Source organism: Enterobacter sp. DVT3837 (assembly GCF_056238685.1).
This window is the reverse complement of sequence record NZ_JBWDLA010000002.1, coordinates 722,810-739,003: the sequence shown is the minus strand read 5'-3', so window position 1 is coordinate 739,003 and position 16,194 is coordinate 722,810. Positions and strand designations below refer to the sequence as shown.

The 16,194-nt window shown below is 57.1% G+C and carries 14 protein-coding genes; 7 read left to right on the top strand and 7 right to left on the bottom strand.

The genetic code is table 11. The features are described from left to right. Positions 1-21 precede the first annotated feature (21 nt). The 6 genes from AC0XWG_RS18445 to AC0XWG_RS18420 form a co-directional block, all read right to left on the bottom strand. Positions 22-1,428: a sucrose-6-phosphate hydrolase gene (locus tag AC0XWG_RS18445; RefSeq protein WP_108089887.1), complete on the bottom strand. Its 1,407-nt coding sequence runs from the start codon at positions 1,426-1,428 to the stop codon at positions 22-24. Next, positions 1,428-2,798: a sucrose-specific PTS transporter subunit IIBC gene (locus AC0XWG_RS18440; RefSeq protein WP_049007660.1), complete on the bottom strand. Its 1,371-nt coding sequence runs from the start codon at positions 2,796-2,798 to the stop codon at positions 1,428-1,430. Before AC0XWG_RS18440 ends, AC0XWG_RS18445 begins: the two co-directional genes overlap by 1 nt. 66 nt (positions 2,799-2,864) lie before the next feature. After that, the gene (locus tag AC0XWG_RS18435; RefSeq protein ID WP_475680889.1) at positions 2,865-4,382 is read right to left on the bottom strand and encodes a carbohydrate porin; all 1,518 of its coding nucleotides are present in this window, start codon (positions 4,380-4,382) and stop codon (positions 2,865-2,867) included. 173 nt (positions 4,383-4,555) lie between these two features. Next, positions 4,556-5,446 carry an aminoimidazole riboside kinase gene (locus AC0XWG_RS18430; RefSeq protein WP_208594943.1) on the bottom strand — a complete coding sequence of 297 codons (891 nt, stop codon included), beginning with the start codon at positions 5,444-5,446 and terminating at the stop codon, positions 4,556-4,558. Between the two features lie 89 nt (positions 5,447-5,535). Beyond that, a complete protein-coding gene (locus AC0XWG_RS18425; protein ID WP_028018947.1) occupies positions 5,536-6,747 on the bottom strand; it encodes a diguanylate phosphodiesterase in 1,212 nt (403 codons plus the stop codon). Positions 6,748-6,848: 101 nt separating this feature from the next. Further along, positions 6,849-8,324, bottom strand: coding sequence for an alpha/beta hydrolase (locus AC0XWG_RS18420; RefSeq protein WP_475680888.1), 1,476 nt, complete (start codon positions 8,322-8,324; stop codon positions 6,849-6,851). 266 nt (positions 8,325-8,590) lie between these two features. On the opposite strand from AC0XWG_RS18420, the gene AC0XWG_RS18415 reads away from it, so the two are divergent. From AC0XWG_RS18415 to AC0XWG_RS18385, 7 genes are read left to right on the top strand one after another with little or no spacing between them, the layout of a single operon-like run. Beyond that, on the top strand, positions 8,591-9,445 hold the full coding sequence (locus AC0XWG_RS18415) for a MurR/RpiR family transcriptional regulator (RefSeq protein WP_028018945.1): 855 nt from the start codon (positions 8,591-8,593) through the stop codon (positions 9,443-9,445). 12 nt (positions 9,446-9,457) lie between these two features. Then, complete coding sequence (ddpX, locus tag AC0XWG_RS18410) at positions 9,458-10,033, top strand: D-alanyl-D-alanine dipeptidase (RefSeq protein WP_028018944.1); 576 nt, start codon at positions 9,458-9,460, stop codon at positions 10,031-10,033. A gap of 15 nt (positions 10,034-10,048) precedes the next feature. Beyond that, complete coding sequence (locus AC0XWG_RS18405) at positions 10,049-11,581, top strand: ABC transporter substrate-binding protein (RefSeq protein WP_475680887.1); 1,533 nt, start codon at positions 10,049-10,051, stop codon at positions 11,579-11,581. Between the two features lie 23 nt (positions 11,582-11,604). After that, entirely contained in the window at positions 11,605-12,627 is a 1,023-nt protein-coding gene (locus AC0XWG_RS18400; protein WP_128347677.1) for an ABC transporter permease, read from the top strand. Continuing rightward, positions 12,624-13,520: a D,D-dipeptide ABC transporter permease gene (gene ddpC, locus AC0XWG_RS18395; protein WP_475680886.1), complete on the top strand. Its 897-nt coding sequence runs from the start codon at positions 12,624-12,626 to the stop codon at positions 13,518-13,520. The genes AC0XWG_RS18400 and ddpC overlap by 4 nt, the downstream gene beginning before the upstream one ends. Then, complete coding sequence (locus tag AC0XWG_RS18390; RefSeq protein ID WP_028018940.1) at positions 13,517-14,503, top strand: ABC transporter ATP-binding protein; 987 nt, start codon at positions 13,517-13,519, stop codon at positions 14,501-14,503. Before ddpC ends, AC0XWG_RS18390 begins: the two co-directional genes overlap by 4 nt. After that, positions 14,496-15,425, top strand: a complete 930-nt coding sequence (locus AC0XWG_RS18385) for an ABC transporter ATP-binding protein (protein WP_475680885.1) — start codon at positions 14,496-14,498, stop codon at positions 15,423-15,425. The genes AC0XWG_RS18390 and AC0XWG_RS18385 overlap by 8 nt, the downstream gene beginning before the upstream one ends. On the opposite strand, the gene AC0XWG_RS18380 is transcribed toward AC0XWG_RS18385, so the two are convergent. Continuing rightward, positions 15,422-16,171 carry an SDR family NAD(P)-dependent oxidoreductase gene (locus AC0XWG_RS18380; protein ID WP_028018938.1) on the bottom strand — a complete coding sequence of 250 codons (750 nt, stop codon included), beginning with the start codon at positions 16,169-16,171 and terminating at the stop codon, positions 15,422-15,424. The genes AC0XWG_RS18385 and AC0XWG_RS18380 overlap by 4 nt on opposite strands. Positions 16,172-16,194 lie beyond the last annotated feature (23 nt).

Genomic DNA, 16,194 nt, shown 5'->3' with positions numbered 1-16,194 from the left:
TAGATCCGGCTGCCAAAACCCTCATTCTATCATGCAGGCGCGCAGCGACCAGTAGCGTAATGTGATGACGGACTCACCTTCGAATCGTACACGGGCCGGATGGTCAGGAAAATAGCGGCTGCTCATCACTCCTTCACCGTGATTGATGAAAATTTCAACGCTGGAGCGGTCGCACAGAACGCGTAAATGGCGGACGTCCCCCAGCCAGTAACGGGTCAATGTTTCCCCGGTTTTCAGACTGGCGCGTTCCAGACGCAGCCCCTGGTCATCGACCGTGAGACGCAAGGTTCCGCCGAAATCGACGTTCGCGCGCGATGTACTCAGTTCAAACTCCAGACACGTCGCATCCAGTTCTGGCGCATCACTGGCGATCCCCTGCCAGCGTTGTTCACCTTCACGCAGCGCTTCCAGTTCACGAGCCGGGGTCTGCCAGAGCTTGCCGTCGTGGTAGCGTAATTCGCGCGGACAGGTCATCTGGTGCATCCAGCCATGCGTTCGTGTTGGCTGAAGCATCTCTTCTCCGTCCGGCACGCCCATCCAGCCGATCAGAATGCGGCGACCGTCTTCCGCCAGCGTCGTTTGCGGCGCGTAAAACTCAAACCCGGCGTCCAGCTCGTGCAGATCGCCGTGATCGAATGCGGCGTTTGCATAGTCAAACGCCCCGCTAATCCATGCGGCTGGATAGGTGTTGAGATAGCGATGCGGCTCGCGCGCCAGCCCCTGCGGACAGCAGATCAGAACATGCGTCCCGTCGAGGGCAAACAGATCGGGGCACTCCCACATATACCCTGCGTCCGTCAGGCCGTTAACGCCGTGACCGGCGATCTCGCCGCAGGACGCCCAGGTGTGCAAATCAGCGGATTTGAACAGCAGCACTTTGCCGCGTTTTTGCAGATCCTGCGCGCCCAGCACCATGTACCACTCCCCATTGTGCTGCCACACCTTCGGGTCGCGCACGTGGCCGGTGTAACCTTCCGGTAGCGCAAGCACAGGTCCGAGTTTCTTAAAGCTGCCGTCCGGTTGTTCCACGGCCAGACACTGCCAGGCGGTGCGGTCTCCGTCATCGAATTTGACGTTGCCGGTGTAACACAGGGTCAAAACACCCTCGTTATCCACGGCGCTACCAGAGTAGCAGCCGTTGCGGTCATACTCTTCGTCGGGCATCAGCGCCAGCGGCTCATGCTGCCAGTGCACCAGATCCGCAGAACTCCAGCGCCCCCAGCATTTAAACCGATGTTCGCAGTCCAGCGGGTTCCACTGATAAAACAGATGATAACGCCCGGCAAACCAGATAAACCCGTTGGGATCGTTCATCAGCCCCGTCACCGGCGCGGCGTGCCATTGCGGATAATGGCTGTCTGCGAGCGCGCGCGGCTGGCCTTTCATAACGGCCTGCAGGATCGCAGGCCAGCGTGAAGGTAACGTCATTATTCTGAGTCCGTTTTATATTTCAGCAGCAGCGAGACGGTAAACGCCACGCCGAAGGCAATCACCATGCCGATAATATAGTTGAGCAGAGAGCTTGCCTGCACAATGGCCATACCTGGAATAGCGGTCAACCCAACGGCAGTCATATAAACATGCACTGAGACCACCCAGGCCCCGCCCACCGCACCGCCAATCAACGCGGCAATAAACGGTTTTACGAAACGCAGGTTGATACCAAAAATGGCCGCTTCAGTAATACCGAGCATGGCAGAGAACGCCGACGGTAAGGTAATGGCTTTGATTTTGGCATCTTTGGTTTTGAACCACACCGCCAGACAGGCGCCGCCCTGTGCTACGTTCGCCATCGCCCAGATCGGCAGCAGGAAGTTAACGCCAATCGACGGGTTACCCAGCAGACCTGCTTCAATCGCGTGGAAACTGTGGTGAATACCGGTGATCACAATCACCGAGTAAAGCCCGCCAAACAGCAGCCCGGCCAGCCAGCCCGCGTGTTCAATTAATGTGCTCAGGATAAAGGAGATGCCGTCGCCCAGCGCACGGCCCGCCGGACCAATAATCAGTAAGGCGATAAATCCGGAGATAACGACGGTAAGGAACGGTGTCAGGATCAAGTCTAACGCATCCGGGATCGCGCGACGCAGGTTTTTCTCCACGATGCTCATGAACCAGACGGCCAGCAGCACGGGGAATACCGTGCCCTGGTAGCCAATCATCGCGATCTCAAGGCCGAAGAAATTCATGGTGTGGAAGCCCGACGCCACGCCCCAGGCGTTGGTCAGCGCCGGGTGCGTCAGAATGCCGCCCAGCGTCGCGCCGAGATACGGGTTGCCGCCAAATTCCCGCGCGGCGGTAAAACCAATAAGAATAGGCAGAATGATAAACGCCGCCGAGCTGCACATGTCCAGCATGATGTAGATGGCGTTATCCGCATTGACCCAGCCGTAGGTTTTCACCATACCGAGCAGGCCCATCAGCAAACCAGAGGCAACAATTGCGGGAATGATCGGAACAAAGATGTTTGAAAGCAGACGGGCAATGCGCTGGAACGGGTTCAGCTTGCGCGCCGCCAGATCCGCGGCTTCGGATTTACTGGATTCGCTAATCCCCGCCGCCTGAATAAACGCGGCGTAAACCTTGTTGACCACGCCCGTGCCAAAAATCACCTGCATCTGCCCGGCGTTACGGAAACAGCCCTTCACGCCCTCGACCTTGCCGATAGCCTGCTGATCTGCCAGCGCGTCATCGACCAGCACCAGACGAAGACGGGTTGCGCAATGCGCCGCGCTGGCGATATTTTCCTTGCCACCGAGCAGCGGAATAAGCTCGCGGGCGATTTGATTAAAATCCATAGATACCTCTGCCTGACCTCTTTTTATGATGTGCGAAACGCCCCCGCCAGGCGGGAGCGTGATGGATTAAAACCAGGTTTCCATCTGGATCCCAAAGTTCCATTCCCCGCCTGCGTTGAACCCGCTGCTGCCAAAGGCATCATCGCTGGCGTAATGATCCAGTTTGCTGCTCCAGTCCATCCAGGTGGCAAACAGGCGCAGCTCCGGACGGCTGAAGAAATCGCCGATTTTGCTCGCTTTTAACGTTGGCGCAAAGGTCAGCTTGTAGAAACTGCCGTTGACGGCGTTGCGGTCCTTATAGCCTTCCGGGTTTAAATCCATGTACTGATAGCTTCCCTCAAACGCCAGGGCGAAGTTCTGCGTCACCTCTTTAATCAGGCGGGTGTTGAGCGTCACCCACTCATAGCTATCGCCCTTGACGTAACGATCTTTACTGCTTTGCGCCAGGACAGCAGGCGCAACGCTCCAGCCCCCGCCAATCGGCGTGACACCGTAACTTGCAAAGCGCCAGGTATCCGCCTCAGACAGCAGTGCGCCATCGGAACCGATGCTTTTCACTTCCGCACCCAGCCCGTGACCGTACAGCAGCGCCGTTTTGGCTGTCCCTTCCCGCAGGCCGTAGAAACTCTCATTGTGCAACCCAACCAGGGCATGAACGCCGGTATTGGCGGCATCGGTTTTGATAAGATCGCCGTTGGTGTCTTTACGGTCGTCGTTATCTTTTGCCCGCAGACCGCTTACCATCAGCTGGAACGGTCCGGCGAAGTGGTTCATGCTGAGGATATAGTTCTGAACGTTATTGTCGGTCTGCTCCACGCTGCCGAAGTTGCGGCCGTAAATAGAGAAGTTACTGCGCAGCGAATCGTTCCATTTCACGTCGTAGACGCCGCCGCCGGTACCGGCAAGGAACACGACGTCGGAATCCAGCCAGTGAATATCAAAGTTGTCGCGGTCAAAGCGTTTACCCGCCCAGAAGGTACTGCCCTTCAGCGCACCGGTGAAATCAGGCAAGTTACCCAGCTCCGCAAAGGCCTGACGAATATTGAGATCGCTGGTATCGGCTGACCAGTCGTTATAGGTCCTCTGACCGTCGGCCAGCATTGCTTTGAAGCGCGTGGTCGCCCCGTTATCCAGGGTTTGTTTATGCTCCAGGTTCAGCTCAACGTAGGTGTCGGCTTCGTTACCCAGACGCCCTACTGCTCCGCCCGTTTCCCCGGCTGGTGTCAGATAAGGGCCGCTTTTGCTGCTGGAGGCCGCATCGTTCATCAGCAGGCCAGAACGGGCATAGCCGTGGAACTCAAACCCACCGCTTTGGTCCGCTTTTTTCTCCAGCGCGGCGGTGCGTTGAGCCACTTCCTGAGTTGTCGTTTGCGCCTGCTGCTGAGCCGCAACCAGTTGCTGCGTTTTTTGTTCTGCATCCGTCGCGCGTTTCTCAGCAACCTGTGCGCGCGTCTCCGCGTCCTGAAGACGTTGTTCCATTGCCGCAAGTCGCGCTTCGATGCTTGTCATATCCGTTTGGGCAAAAACAGAGGTACTTCCGGCCAGCATGCCTATCATCACGGCAAGTCTGCGTTTTTTATACATTTTGTCGCATCCCTAAAAGAAGTCATTAAACGTGCTAAATTGCTAAACCGGTTTAGGTTGCTGATACTAAACCGCTGAATTTTGGATCGGCAATCTTTTTTGCTAAACCGTTTTAGTAAGTGTGATCGAGGCGACAATTCAGGCCGCCGGATGGCGGCCAGCAATGGGAGGAATTACAGGGCGTGCTGATATGGCAGAGCCGTCATGGCTCCTTTTGCCGTGGTGGCTAACGCACCGCAGCGTTGAGCTAAAGCGATAACGGACGTCAACGGCTGACCGGCGGCCAGCCCGTAAAGCAGCCCCGCCACAAAGGCATCGCCTGCGCCGGTCGTATCAACACATTTCACAGGCGTGGCCGGATAGTGTTTCACGGTGCCCTCATGCCATGCGATGACGCCCTCTTTACCCTGTGTAACCAGCACCAGATGTGCCGGGCAGCGATTCATGAGCTTATCCAGACCGGTCTCCACCTGCGTTTCGCCAGTGAAAAAGGCCAACTCTTCGAGAGAAAGTTTCACCACGTCTGCACCCTGCAGAGCGCGTTCGAGACAGCGGCGAAGTTCGTTCTCATCCTGCCAGAGGTCCGGGCGAATATTGGGATCGAAACTGACGTAACCACCCGCTTCCCGGATGGAGGCCATCGCCCTGAAGGTCGCAGAACGGCTTGGCTCTGCGCTCAACGCGATGGAACAGACATGCAGCCACTCCCCGGCGCTGAAGCTCGGCAGATCGGCCGTTTCCAGAAACAGATCGGCGCTCGGGCGCACCATGAAGGTAAACGAGCGTTCGCCGTGGTCATCAAGATCGACCACCACCGTTGAGGTGCGGTGCGCCGGGTCCAGGCGCATATACTTCACGTCGACCCGCTCGTCGGCTAATGTCTTAGACATAAAACGCCCGAACGGGTCATCGCCAACTCTGCCGATAAAGGCGCTTCGACCGCCCAGCCGGGCTATACCGACGGCGACGTTTGCCGGTGCACCGCCGGGACACTGCAGTAATCTGCCTTCGCCGTCAGGCAGCAAATCCACTACCGCATCGCCAAGTACCCAGATTTTTTTCATGTGATCCTCTTAGCTAAACATTATTAAACCGTTTTAGCTATTTAAGCACAGGTCAGGAAAAGGGGAAATAACGAGGGTGGAAAATTGGCTTAACGCACCAGATGCGGCCAGTGAATATCGCCTACGCCATTAAGCTGTGGACGGGCAAACAGAAAGCCCTGGAAACGGCGGATCCCGGCTGATTCAAGCCAGCACCACTCCTCCATTTTCTCGATCCCTTCCGCCACCAGGGTGATTTCGAGGTCGGAGCAACAGCTGACAATCGAGCGCACGATCGCCTGTTTCGGGCCGCTAAGATGAATATTGCTGACAATTTCCCGGTCAATTTTAATTTTATCCGGCTGGAACCGGGTCAGCAGCGAAAGCCCCGCATAGCCGGAACCAAAATCGTCAATCGCCAGGCCAATGCCTTCGGCACGAAGTTGTTTAATGGCGCTATTAAACTGGTTGAAGCCGGAAATCATCTCGTTTTCAGTGACTTCAATGACAACCTGCTCCGGTTTAAGCCCGTGTTTTTTAATTTGATCCGCCAGAAATGCCACGGCGCCAGGAACATTGACCAGCGACATCGGTAACAGATTTACCGCAATTTTATGGTTACCAATACCGAACTTTTCAGCCAGCGCAAAGGCATAGGCTTTCGTCTGAAGGTCAATTTCGTAGATTTTGTCCGGGTCGAGGGAGCTGAAAAAATGCTCCGGACTGCCGCCATCATTACCGCGAATGAGGGCTTCAAGTGAACTAATCTTCCCTTCGGAGGGCTCAACAATGGGCTGGAGCGCAAACTGGCAAGATTGGTTAGCCAGCAGGCCCAGGCTATCACCAAACGGTAATGTCTCCGGTGAGAGCGTCCATTTTGTCGGGTCGTAACGTTCCCCAGACGAGGACGGTCGCTGATCTGTAATAAACCTCTGGATAAATTTGAATACCCGATCATCAGAGGCGAGATAGCTGTCCAGCTTGCTGTAACGCAGTACCGACTGTAGCACGTCTTTCGCTGACTGGATCTGCAGGTCGAAGAGCAGCATACCGACATTTTCGAACCGTCTGCGCGGACCGTAGTCCCGCATCAGTTCAACCACACCACTGTGCCGTTTATCCTCACGGATGGTGTGGAACAATTTGACCACACTCTCTTCCGACCCTTCTAGGATTTGCATAACATCACTCCCTTTAGCCAGGAGGACGCCGGTAATATCCAGTTTTGTGTTGCGGCCCCTGGCCCGCTCCACCAGCTCCCGCAGTTCGGTGGACGGGTGGGATAAATTCAACTGGCTTCGATAAATGAGCGTTGTCAGCACAAGAGCGGGTTCCAATGAGAGAGAAAGGTGCCTTGAACCTACTGTTTATCATAATTAATCAGTGCGACCTAACATATTCACGCCACAAGGGTTCTTTACGGTTATTGATCCCCGATCCGGCCGTCGATCCTCTCCAGCATGTAGTCGTAGAACGGGTTCGAGGTGACTCGCATGAGCGCCTCTTTTCCGACGCTCAACACGGACGTTTCTCCCCAGAGCGCAATCGTCCCCAGGCTAATGCCATAGTGGTTTTTCACGCCAGGTTCGCGGCCATACAGATCGTCATCCGGCGGGAACGGCACGGCAATATGCGATAGGGAGTAGACATCCTGCGGCCAGGACTGTGCAAGCGGTATGACTGTCTCATGGGTGCTGCCTGCCGGGGTTATTTTCGCCACCGTCGAGAAACTGCGCTCGCTGGCATTGGTGATAATCGTGACACTGTAACGCCTCTGTTCGACGGGCAGCAGCGCCGAGGCCGCCGTCCAGGATGACGGCTTAAACAAAGGACGGAAACTTGCCGCCTGGTTGATATCAAACATGACCAGTTCACTGCCGTTCGCCGGAAGCTGATCAAATAACCCGGTTACCACCGCGCGGGTGCTGACCGTAGAATCCATCACTGACTGAAACGCCAGAACCGGCGGCAACTGCCCCAGTTTGTGTTCCCGCGCCGCGCGGCCAATCTGCTCCTGAAGGGTCTTCGTCAACAGCCACGACTGGCGGGCGGCATTTACCGGGAACGAGTTGTATTTATACGGATTATATTCCGGCGAAATATTTAGCCACGCCGCTTTGGCAAACGCCGGCAGCAGCGCCGGTAACCCAGCGAAACCGGCAAACCGCGCAAAGGCCGTCACGCCAATCATCGGTGAAAGCAGTACCACCTGCTGCGGTCGATGAAGTGAAGTGGAATCCAGCGCATCAAGGGTATATTTCATCGCCAGCGCCCCGCCGTTGGAGTACCCCACCAGATGGAGTGGCGCACTCTCTCCCGCCAGACGCGTGGCTTCCCGCACGGCAAGGCGCGTTGCCGCCAGCCACATCTCCCAGTCAACGTCCGTCAGCGCGCCGGGCGCGGTGCCGTGTCCGGGTAGCCGCGGTACCACTGCCACAAACCCGTGCTGCTGATAATGCAAAGCCAGGTGTCTGACGCTGTAAGGAGAGTCCGTCAATCCGTGCAGCAACACCACCGCACCGCGCGGCTTTCCGGCAGGCATCAGCACAAATGAACGGTTGGCATCTGGTGAAAACTGACCGGGCCACACCAGGCTCTGGCGGTAATAACGGTTTAACGGGGTTTGTTCCTCGCCCGCTGTTTTCGCCGTCACCGCGTTATCCAGATCGGTGAAAATCGCCTTTTCCCGGGCCTGATACCCGGCAAAATCGGCTTTGTCCAGCTCGCGCACGGACATCTCATCTGCCCGCCAGGTATGCCAGAGGTGCAGTTCCGGGCCCTGCTGAGACAGATACACCCGCACAGCAAGCAGCACGACCAGGACGATCCCCGCTACCATCGCTATTTTTTTTGCGAGAGCCATCAGGCGCACGCTCACACGCCAGGACAAATTCGCCATGCCGGGATCCCTTTTATTTTCACTGTGTTTATATCTTATCAAAAATGTGAAGAAGCTGACGTATTCAACAAATTCATACCTGCCCGCTCAGACAGTGCACCAAAAGTGAACTAGGCTGCACAAATGTTGATCATTGGTTAATTAAATATTGCATGAAGTTTGCGTCGCAGCAGGTTCTCACTGCCCTGTGACTCTGGCACGCGTCATGCATTGTTAATCAGGTAACACAATTCTGGCGACTGACAGCCTGTTAACAGCGAGGCGGTATGACGACAAAACCCGAGATGTTGAGCCGTATCGAAGCGACCTTCAGCCAACTGACGCCCAGCGAAAAACGGGTTGGCAGCTGGCTACTGGCGCACACCGCGCAAATTCCGTTTGAAACGGCAGAGAGCGTCGGTCTGGCGACCGGTACCAGCGGCATCACCGTCGGACGCTTTCTGCGCAAGCTGGGGTATCGTAACCTGGAAGACGCCAAGAAAAGCCTGCGCGACCCTTACCAGCCCTGGGGCATGAATGAGCGTCTGGACTCCTGGCAGCAGCAGCGTCCCCTGCCCAATCGCCTTCAGCACGCTTTGTCGCTGGAAGTGGATGCCATCACGCAGGTGTATCAGTTGGCGCAAACGGACACCTTCCGCCAGGTGGTGCATCAGTTGGCTCACGCGGAGGCCGTTTTTGTGCTGGGGATTCAGTCGACCCGCGGGATCGCCAACGCCTTCTTCAGCCACCTCGAGTATCTCCGCCCGGGCGTCAGCTATTCCGAGGGGGCATCCGGGAGCTGGGTTGAATCTCTGAACTCAGGATTTTCTCATCCCTATGTGGTGCTGACAGATACCCGCACCTACTCCGCAGTCGCTCGGCAGTACTGTCGTGTGGCGAGTGAGAAACAGATCCCCCTGGCCTTGATCACTGATATCTGGTGTCCGTGGGCACGCGATTATCCGATTGATTTACTGCAAGTGAAAACCGATACCGGCCATTTCTGGGATTCGCTTGCCCCCGTGAGCTGTCTGTTCAACCTGCTGCTGTCGGGCGTGGTGGAAGCGTTAGGTGACGCGCTTCCGGCGCGCCTGGCCGTAAACCGACAATTACAACAAGAGTTTGGCCAATTCGAACGCTAAAGGAGCGGAGCTATGCCCGAAGAGAGTGAACTGATTGATGTGGCGAAAGCGTTTCCCACGCTGCACATCGATCTGAAGTACGCCACCGCCGACAACATCACTGGCCGCCCGATCTATCAGGAAGCACAGTGCCTGCTGCATACCGACGCTGCCACCGCACTCGCGAAAGCCATCGGTATTGCCACGCTGGCCGGGTTGAAACTGGTGGTGTACGACGCCTATCGACCGCAACAGGCGCAGGCCCAGCTGTGGGATGCCTGCCCAAACCCGGAATATGTGGTGGATGTGGCGATTGGCTCCAATCACAGCCGCGGTACGGCTATCGACGTCACGCTGATGGATGAACATAACACCGTGCTGGATATGGGTGCCGGTTTTGACGAAATGCATGACCGGTCGCATCCGTATCATCCCTCCGTGCCACCGCACGCCCAGCGCAACCGTCTGCTGCTGAACGCCATCATGTTCGGCGGCGGTTTTGTGGGGATCAGCAGCGAATGGTGGCATTTCGAACTGCCGAATGCCGCCAGCTATCCGCTGCTTGACGACCGTTTTGCCTGTTTTCCATTGACGCACACCCCTCTTTGAACCTGGAGCACTGCCATGAAAACAACGCTTCTCACGACCGTAATTACCGCCACGCTGGCACTGAGCGCCCCGCTGGCGCTGGCTGACGTCCCGAAAGACATGCTGGTGATCGGTAAAGCAGCTGACCCGCAAACGCTCGATCCTGCCGTAACGATTGATAACAACGACTGGACCGTCACCTATCCGTCCTATCAACGACTGGTGAAATACAAGCCCGGTACAACCGAAGTGGAAGGCGATCTGTCAACAGGATGGAAAGCCTCCGACGACCAAAAAGAGTGGACCTTTACCCTGACGGACAACGCGAAATTCTCCGACGGCACGCCGGTCACCGCCGAAGCGGTCAAGCTCTCGTTCGAACGCCTGCTGAAACTCAGCCAGGGGCCGTCTGAAGCCTTCCCGAAAGACCTGAAAATTGATGCCGTTGATGACCATACGGTGAAATTCACGCTCAGTCAGCCGTTTGCCCCGTTCCTCTACACGCTGGCGAACGACGGTGCCTCCATCATTAACCCGGCGGTGTTGAAAGCCAATGCGGCGGACGATGCGCGCGGTTTTCTGGCGCAAAACACCGCTGGTTCAGGCCCGTTTATGCTGAAAAGCTGGCAGAAAGGTCAGCAACTGGTACTGGTGCCAAATCCCCACTGGCAGGGTGATAAACCGCACTTTAAACGCGTGTCCGTGAAAATAATCGGTGAGAGCGCCTCCCGCCGACTGCAGCTTTCCCGTGGCGATCTGGATATTGCTGACTCTCTGCCGGTGGATCAGCTAACCGCACTGAAACAGGAAGGCAAAGTGGCCGTCGCAGAATACCCTTCTTTGCGCGTGACCTACCTGTATCTTAACAACAGTAAGGCACCGCTCAATCAGGTGGATTTACGCCGGGCTGTCTCCTGGGCGACGGATTACCAGGGAATGGTGAAAGGTATTCTTAGCGGCAATGGCAAGCAGATGCGTGGCCCGATCCCGGACGGCATGTGGGGCTTTGACGCGACGGCCATGCAGTACAGTTTTGACGAGGCCAAAGCCAAAGCCGCGCTGGAGAAGGTGAAAGACAAACCGGCCAGCCTGACCTTCCTCTACTCGGACAACGACCCGAACTGGGAGCCTATCGCCCTCTCCACCCAGGCCAGCCTCGGCAAACTCGGCATTAACGTCAAGCTGGAAAAACTGGCAAACGCCACCATGCGCGACCGTGTCGGTAAAGGTGATTATGACATTGCCATCGGCAACTGGAGCCCGGACTTTGCCGACCCGTATATGTTCATGAACTACTGGTTCGAGTCGGACAAAAAAGGGCTGCCAGGCAACCGTTCGTTCTATGAGAACAAAGAGGTTGATTCACTGCTGCAGGCCGCGCTGAAAACCACCGATCAGGCGGAGCGCACCAAAGACTACCAGCAGGCGCAAAAAGTGGTGATCGACGAAGCCGCGTACGTTTATCTGTTCCAGAAGAATTACCAGCTGGCGATGAACAAAGACGTTAAAGGCTTCACCTTTAATCCGATGCTCGAGCAGGTGTTCAACATCGCCACAATGAGTAAGTAACGGTTCTCGCCGGGGGAAAGTGTATGACGTTCTGGAGCATTGTGCGCCAGCGCTGCTGGGGGTTACTCCTGGTGGTGGCCGGTGTCTGTATTATTACTTTTATTATTTCACACATGATCCCCGGCGATCCGGCCCGTCTGCTGGCCGGTGACCGTGCCAGCGACGAAATTGTACAAGGCATCCGCCAGCAACTGGGGCTGGACCAACCGCTGTACATCCAGTTTGGTCGCTACGTGGAGGCTCTCGCCCACGGTGATTTAGGGACGTCGATTCGCACCGGACGTCCGGTTGCAGAAGATTTAAAAGCCTTTTTCCCCGCCACGCTGGAACTGGCTTTTTGTTCCCTGCTGTTGGCCCTGGTGATTGGCGTGCCGCTGGGGATTTTGTCAGCGGTGTATCGTAACCGCTGGCTGGATCATCTGGTGCGGTTGATGGCAATGACCGGGATCTCCACCCCCGCATTCTGGCTCGGGCTGGGCGTCATTGTGCTGTTCTATGGTCATCTGCAAATTCTTCCCGGTGGCGGTCGGCTGGACGACTGGCTTGACCCGCCAGCTCATGTCACCGGGTTTTATCTGATCGATTCCCTGCTGGAAGGCAACGCAGAGGTGTTTTTGAACACCCTGCAGCATCTGATTTTACCCTCACTGACGCTGGCGTTTGTGCATCTGGGCATTGTGGCGCGGCAGGTACGCTCGGCCATGCTTGAGCAGTTGAGCGAGGATTACATTCGTACCGCCCGCGCCAGCGGGTTGCCAGGCTGGTACATCGTGCTGCGCTATGCCTTACCAAACGCCATGATCCCGTCAATTACCGTACTCGGGCTGGCGCTGGGCGATCTGCTTTACGGTGCCGTGCTCACCGAGACCGTCTTCGCCTGGCCCGGAATGGGGGCCTGGGTGGTGACGTCCATTCAGGCGCTGGATTTCCCGGCGGTGATGGGCTTCGCGGTCGTCGTCTCGCTGGCCTACGTGCTGGTTAATCTGGTGGTCGATCTGCTTTACCTGTGGATCGACCCGCGAATCGGGCGCGGAGGTGCCGAATGATGTTAACGCAGGAAACGCCCGTACCGGGTAAAACCGTGAGACAACGCATCAACTGGGCAAAGCTCTTCTGGATGCTGCGTCAAAGCCCGCTCACGATCGTCGGTGGCGTCATTATGATCGCCATGCTGCTCCTGATGGTGACCTCACCGTGGATAGTGCCGCACGACCCGAACGCGCTGGATCTGACCGCCCGCCTGCAGGCACCGTCGGCGCAACACTGGTTTGGCACTGACGAGGTGGGCCGCGATCTGTTCAGCCGCGTACTGACGGGCAGTCAGCAATCCATTACCGCCGGGCTGGCCGTTGTGGTCATTGCAGGAGGGATTGGCTCGCTGCTGGGCTGTTTGTCCGGTGTTCTGGGCGGGCGCGGCGACGCCATCATCATGCGGGTGATGGACATTATGCTCTCTATTCCCTCCCTGGTACTCACCATGGCGCTGGCAGCCGCGCTGGGCCCGAGCCTCTTTAACGCCATGCTGGCGATTGCGATTGTCCGCATTCCGTTTTACGTCCGCCTGGCGCGCGGACAAACGCTGGTGGTGCGCCAGTTTACCTATGTCCAGGCCGCCCGCACGTTTGGCGCATCGCGCTGGCATTTAATCCGCTGGCATATCCTGCGCAATGCCCTGCCACCGCTGATTGTGCAGGCCTCACTGGATATCGGTAGCGCCATTCTGATGGCCGCCACGCTGGGCTTTATTGGTTTGGGTGCTCAGCAACCGACCGCCGAATGGGGCGCAATGGTGGCCGTTGGCCGTAACTACGTCCTCGACCAGTGGTGGTACTGTGCCTTTCCTGGTGCAGCCATTTTGATTACTGCCGTGGGCTTTAATCTGTTTGGTGACGGTATCCGCGATCTGCTGGATCCGAAATCGGGAGGGAAACAGTCATGACCGAATCGGTATTAACCATTGAAGATTTACATCTGAGCTTCCCGATTTTTCGCGGTGAGGTCCATGCCCTCAACAACGTCTCGCTGGAGATCAAACGAGGTGAAATCGTTGGCGTTGTTGGTGAGTCGGGTTCGGGAAAATCGGTTACCGCCATGCTGGCTATGCGCCTGCTGCCGGAAGGCAGCTACCATATTCATCACGGTCAGGTGAGGCTATTGGGTGAAAATGTCCTGACGGCATCCGAGCAACAGCTTCGCCAGTGGCGAGGCGCTAAAGTGGCGATGATTTTTCAGGAGCCGATGACTGCACTCAACCCGACGCGGCGGATTGGCAAACAGATGGTGGAGGTGATCCGCCAGCACCAGCCGCTTTCGCGGGGTGAGGCGCAGCAGAAGGCGATTACTCTGCTGGAGGAGATGCAAATCCCGGACGCGAAACAGGTCATGGAACGCTATCCGTTCGAGCTATCAGGCGGCATGCGCCAGCGGGTGATGATCGCCCTTGCCTTCTCCTGCGAGCCTGAACTTATCATCGCCGACGAACCGACCACGGCACTGGATGTCACCGTTCAGTTACAGGTGCTCCGGCTGCTGAAACACAAAGCACGCGCCAGCGGCACCTCGGTGCTATTTATTAGCCACGATATGGCCGTGGTGTCGCAACTCTGCGATCGCATGTATGTGATGTACGCGGGTAGCGTGATAGAAAGCGGATCCACGCAAACGCTGATCCACCATCCCGTGCACCCTTATTCTATTGGTCTGTTGCAGTGTGCACCGGAAAATGGTCAGCCGCGCGACATGCTTCCGGCGATCCCCGGCACAGTACCCAACCTCAGCCAGCTTCCGCAAGGATGCGCTTTCCGCGAGCGTTGCTTTGCCGCCGGGGCGAAATGCAGTGAAACACCGCGCTTACAACCCAATGGCGCTGAAGGCCAACAGGCTGCCTGCTGGTATCCACAACGGGAGCAACACCATGTCTGATGTACTGCTGGAACTGGATAGCGTGCACGTGAATTTTCCGGCACGCAAAAACTGGCTTGGCCGCGTAACGGAACAGGTACATGCCCTCAACGGGCTTGATTTACAGATCCGCCGGGGAGAAACACTGGGTATAGTCGGTGAGTCCGGCTGCGGGAAAAGCACCTTGGCTCAGCTATTAATGGGTATGCTTAAACCCAGCACCGGCGCCTGCCAGCGGACACAGCACGCGGGCGGCATGCAGATGGTTTTCCAGGACCCGCTCTCCTCACTCGACCCGCGTCTACCGGTCTGGCGCATTATCACCGAGCCGGTGTGGGTGCAAAAACGCAGCAGCGAGCGCGAGCGCCGCCAGCTGGCTGAAAACCTGGCACTGCTGGTAGGTATTCGCCCGGAGTATCTCGACCGACTCCCGCACGCCTTTTCCGGTGGACAACGTCAGCGCATTGCCATCGCCCGGGCGCTATCGTCCGATCCGGATATTATAGTGCTCGATGAACCCACCAGCGCGCTGGATATCTCGGTGCAGGCGCAAATCCTCAACCTGCTGGTAAAACTGCAACAGCAGCGTAATCTGACCTTTGTATTGATCTCCCATAACGTTTCGGTGGTCAGGCATATGAGCGACCGCGTGGCAGTAATGTATCTGGGTCAGATTGTTGAACTGGGCAGTGCCGCACAGGTGTTGGGGGAGCCGTGCCATCCTTACACCCGGCTGCTGCTTGACTCCGTTCCCAGAACAGGTCAACCGCTGGATGAGGGGCTGGCGCTGCGTAAGACTGAACTTCCCGGAAACCGTCATTTGCCGGTTGGCTGTTTTTTCCGTGATCGCTGCCCGATGGCAATGGAGGGATGTGAACATCCGCAACCGTTACAGCCCTCACATGAGGGCCGGAACGTTCGCTGCTGGCGGAATCTGGATTAGATTTGCGCCATCCCGCCGTCTACAAACAGCTCGATGGCGTTAATAAAGCTGGCCGCGTCGGAGGCCAGAAACGCCACTGCTTTACCCACTTCACCCGGCGCGCCCAAACGTCCGAGCGGTACCTGAGCGGCCAGCGCGTCATACAACCCCTGACGGTGTTCTTCAGGCACCAGATCGCCAAGCCCCGGGGTTTTGATCGGGCCCGGGCTCACCACGTTGACGCGGATCCCCCGGCCCTGCAAATCCAGCGCCCAGGAACGCGCAAAGTTGCGCACGGCAGCTTTACTGGCGCTGTAGACGCTAAAGTTGGCCGTCCCCTTAACGGAGACCGTCGAGCCGGTCAGAATAATCGACGATCCGGCGGAGAGCAGCGGCAGCGCCTTCTGCACCGTAAACAGCACCCCGCGAACGTTGGTGCCGAAAATACGGTCAAACTGCTCTTCGGTGATCGCGCCCAGCGGCAGCATATCGCCGCCACCCGCATTGGCGAACAGGATATCAAGGCGGCCTTCTTCTTTGGCGATCCGGGCATAGACCTCGTCCAGATCGGCAAGCTTAGAGACGTCCGCGCGAATGCCCACTGCACCAGAAGCAATCTCTGCGACCGCCGCGTCCAGCTCGGCCTGACGACGTCCGGTGATGTACACCTTCGCGCCCTGCGCCGCCAGCTCCTGTGCCGTTGCCAGACCAATACCTGTGCTGCCGCCGGTTATCAGTGCAATTTTTCCTGAAAGAGTCGTGTTCATGTTATTTACCTTGTGTTGGGTTT

Coding starts and splice junctions, on each gene's coding strand:
- AC0XWG_RS18445 (WP_108089887.1), bottom strand. CDS start 1,428: ATGACGTTACCTTCACGCTGGCCTGCGATCCTGCAGGCCGTTATGAAA.
- AC0XWG_RS18440 (WP_049007660.1), bottom strand. CDS start 2,798: ATGGATTTTAATCAAATCGCCCGCGAGCTTATTCCGCTGCTCGGTGGC.
- AC0XWG_RS18435 (WP_475680889.1), bottom strand. CDS start 4,382: ATGTATAAAAAACGCAGACTTGCCGTGATGATAGGCATGCTGGCCGGA.
- AC0XWG_RS18430 (WP_208594943.1), bottom strand. CDS start 5,446: ATGAAAAAAATCTGGGTACTTGGCGATGCGGTAGTGGATTTGCTGCCT.
- AC0XWG_RS18420 (WP_475680888.1), bottom strand. CDS start 8,324: ATGGCGAATTTGTCCTGGCGTGTGAGCGTGCGCCTGATGGCTCTCGCA.
- AC0XWG_RS18415 (WP_028018945.1), top strand. CDS start 8,591: ATGACGACAAAACCCGAGATGTTGAGCCGTATCGAAGCGACCTTCAGC.
- ddpX (WP_028018944.1), top strand. CDS start 9,458: ATGCCCGAAGAGAGTGAACTGATTGATGTGGCGAAAGCGTTTCCCACG.
- AC0XWG_RS18405 (WP_475680887.1), top strand. CDS start 10,049: ATGAAAACAACGCTTCTCACGACCGTAATTACCGCCACGCTGGCACTG.
- AC0XWG_RS18400 (WP_128347677.1), top strand. CDS start 11,605: ATGACGTTCTGGAGCATTGTGCGCCAGCGCTGCTGGGGGTTACTCCTG.
- ddpC (WP_475680886.1), top strand. CDS start 12,624: ATGATGTTAACGCAGGAAACGCCCGTACCGGGTAAAACCGTGAGACAA.
- AC0XWG_RS18390 (WP_028018940.1), top strand. CDS start 13,517: ATGACCGAATCGGTATTAACCATTGAAGATTTACATCTGAGCTTCCCG.
- AC0XWG_RS18385 (WP_475680885.1), top strand. CDS start 14,496: ATGTCTGATGTACTGCTGGAACTGGATAGCGTGCACGTGAATTTTCCG.
- AC0XWG_RS18380 (WP_028018938.1), bottom strand. CDS start 16,171: ATGAACACGACTCTTTCAGGAAAAATTGCACTGATAACCGGCGGCAGC.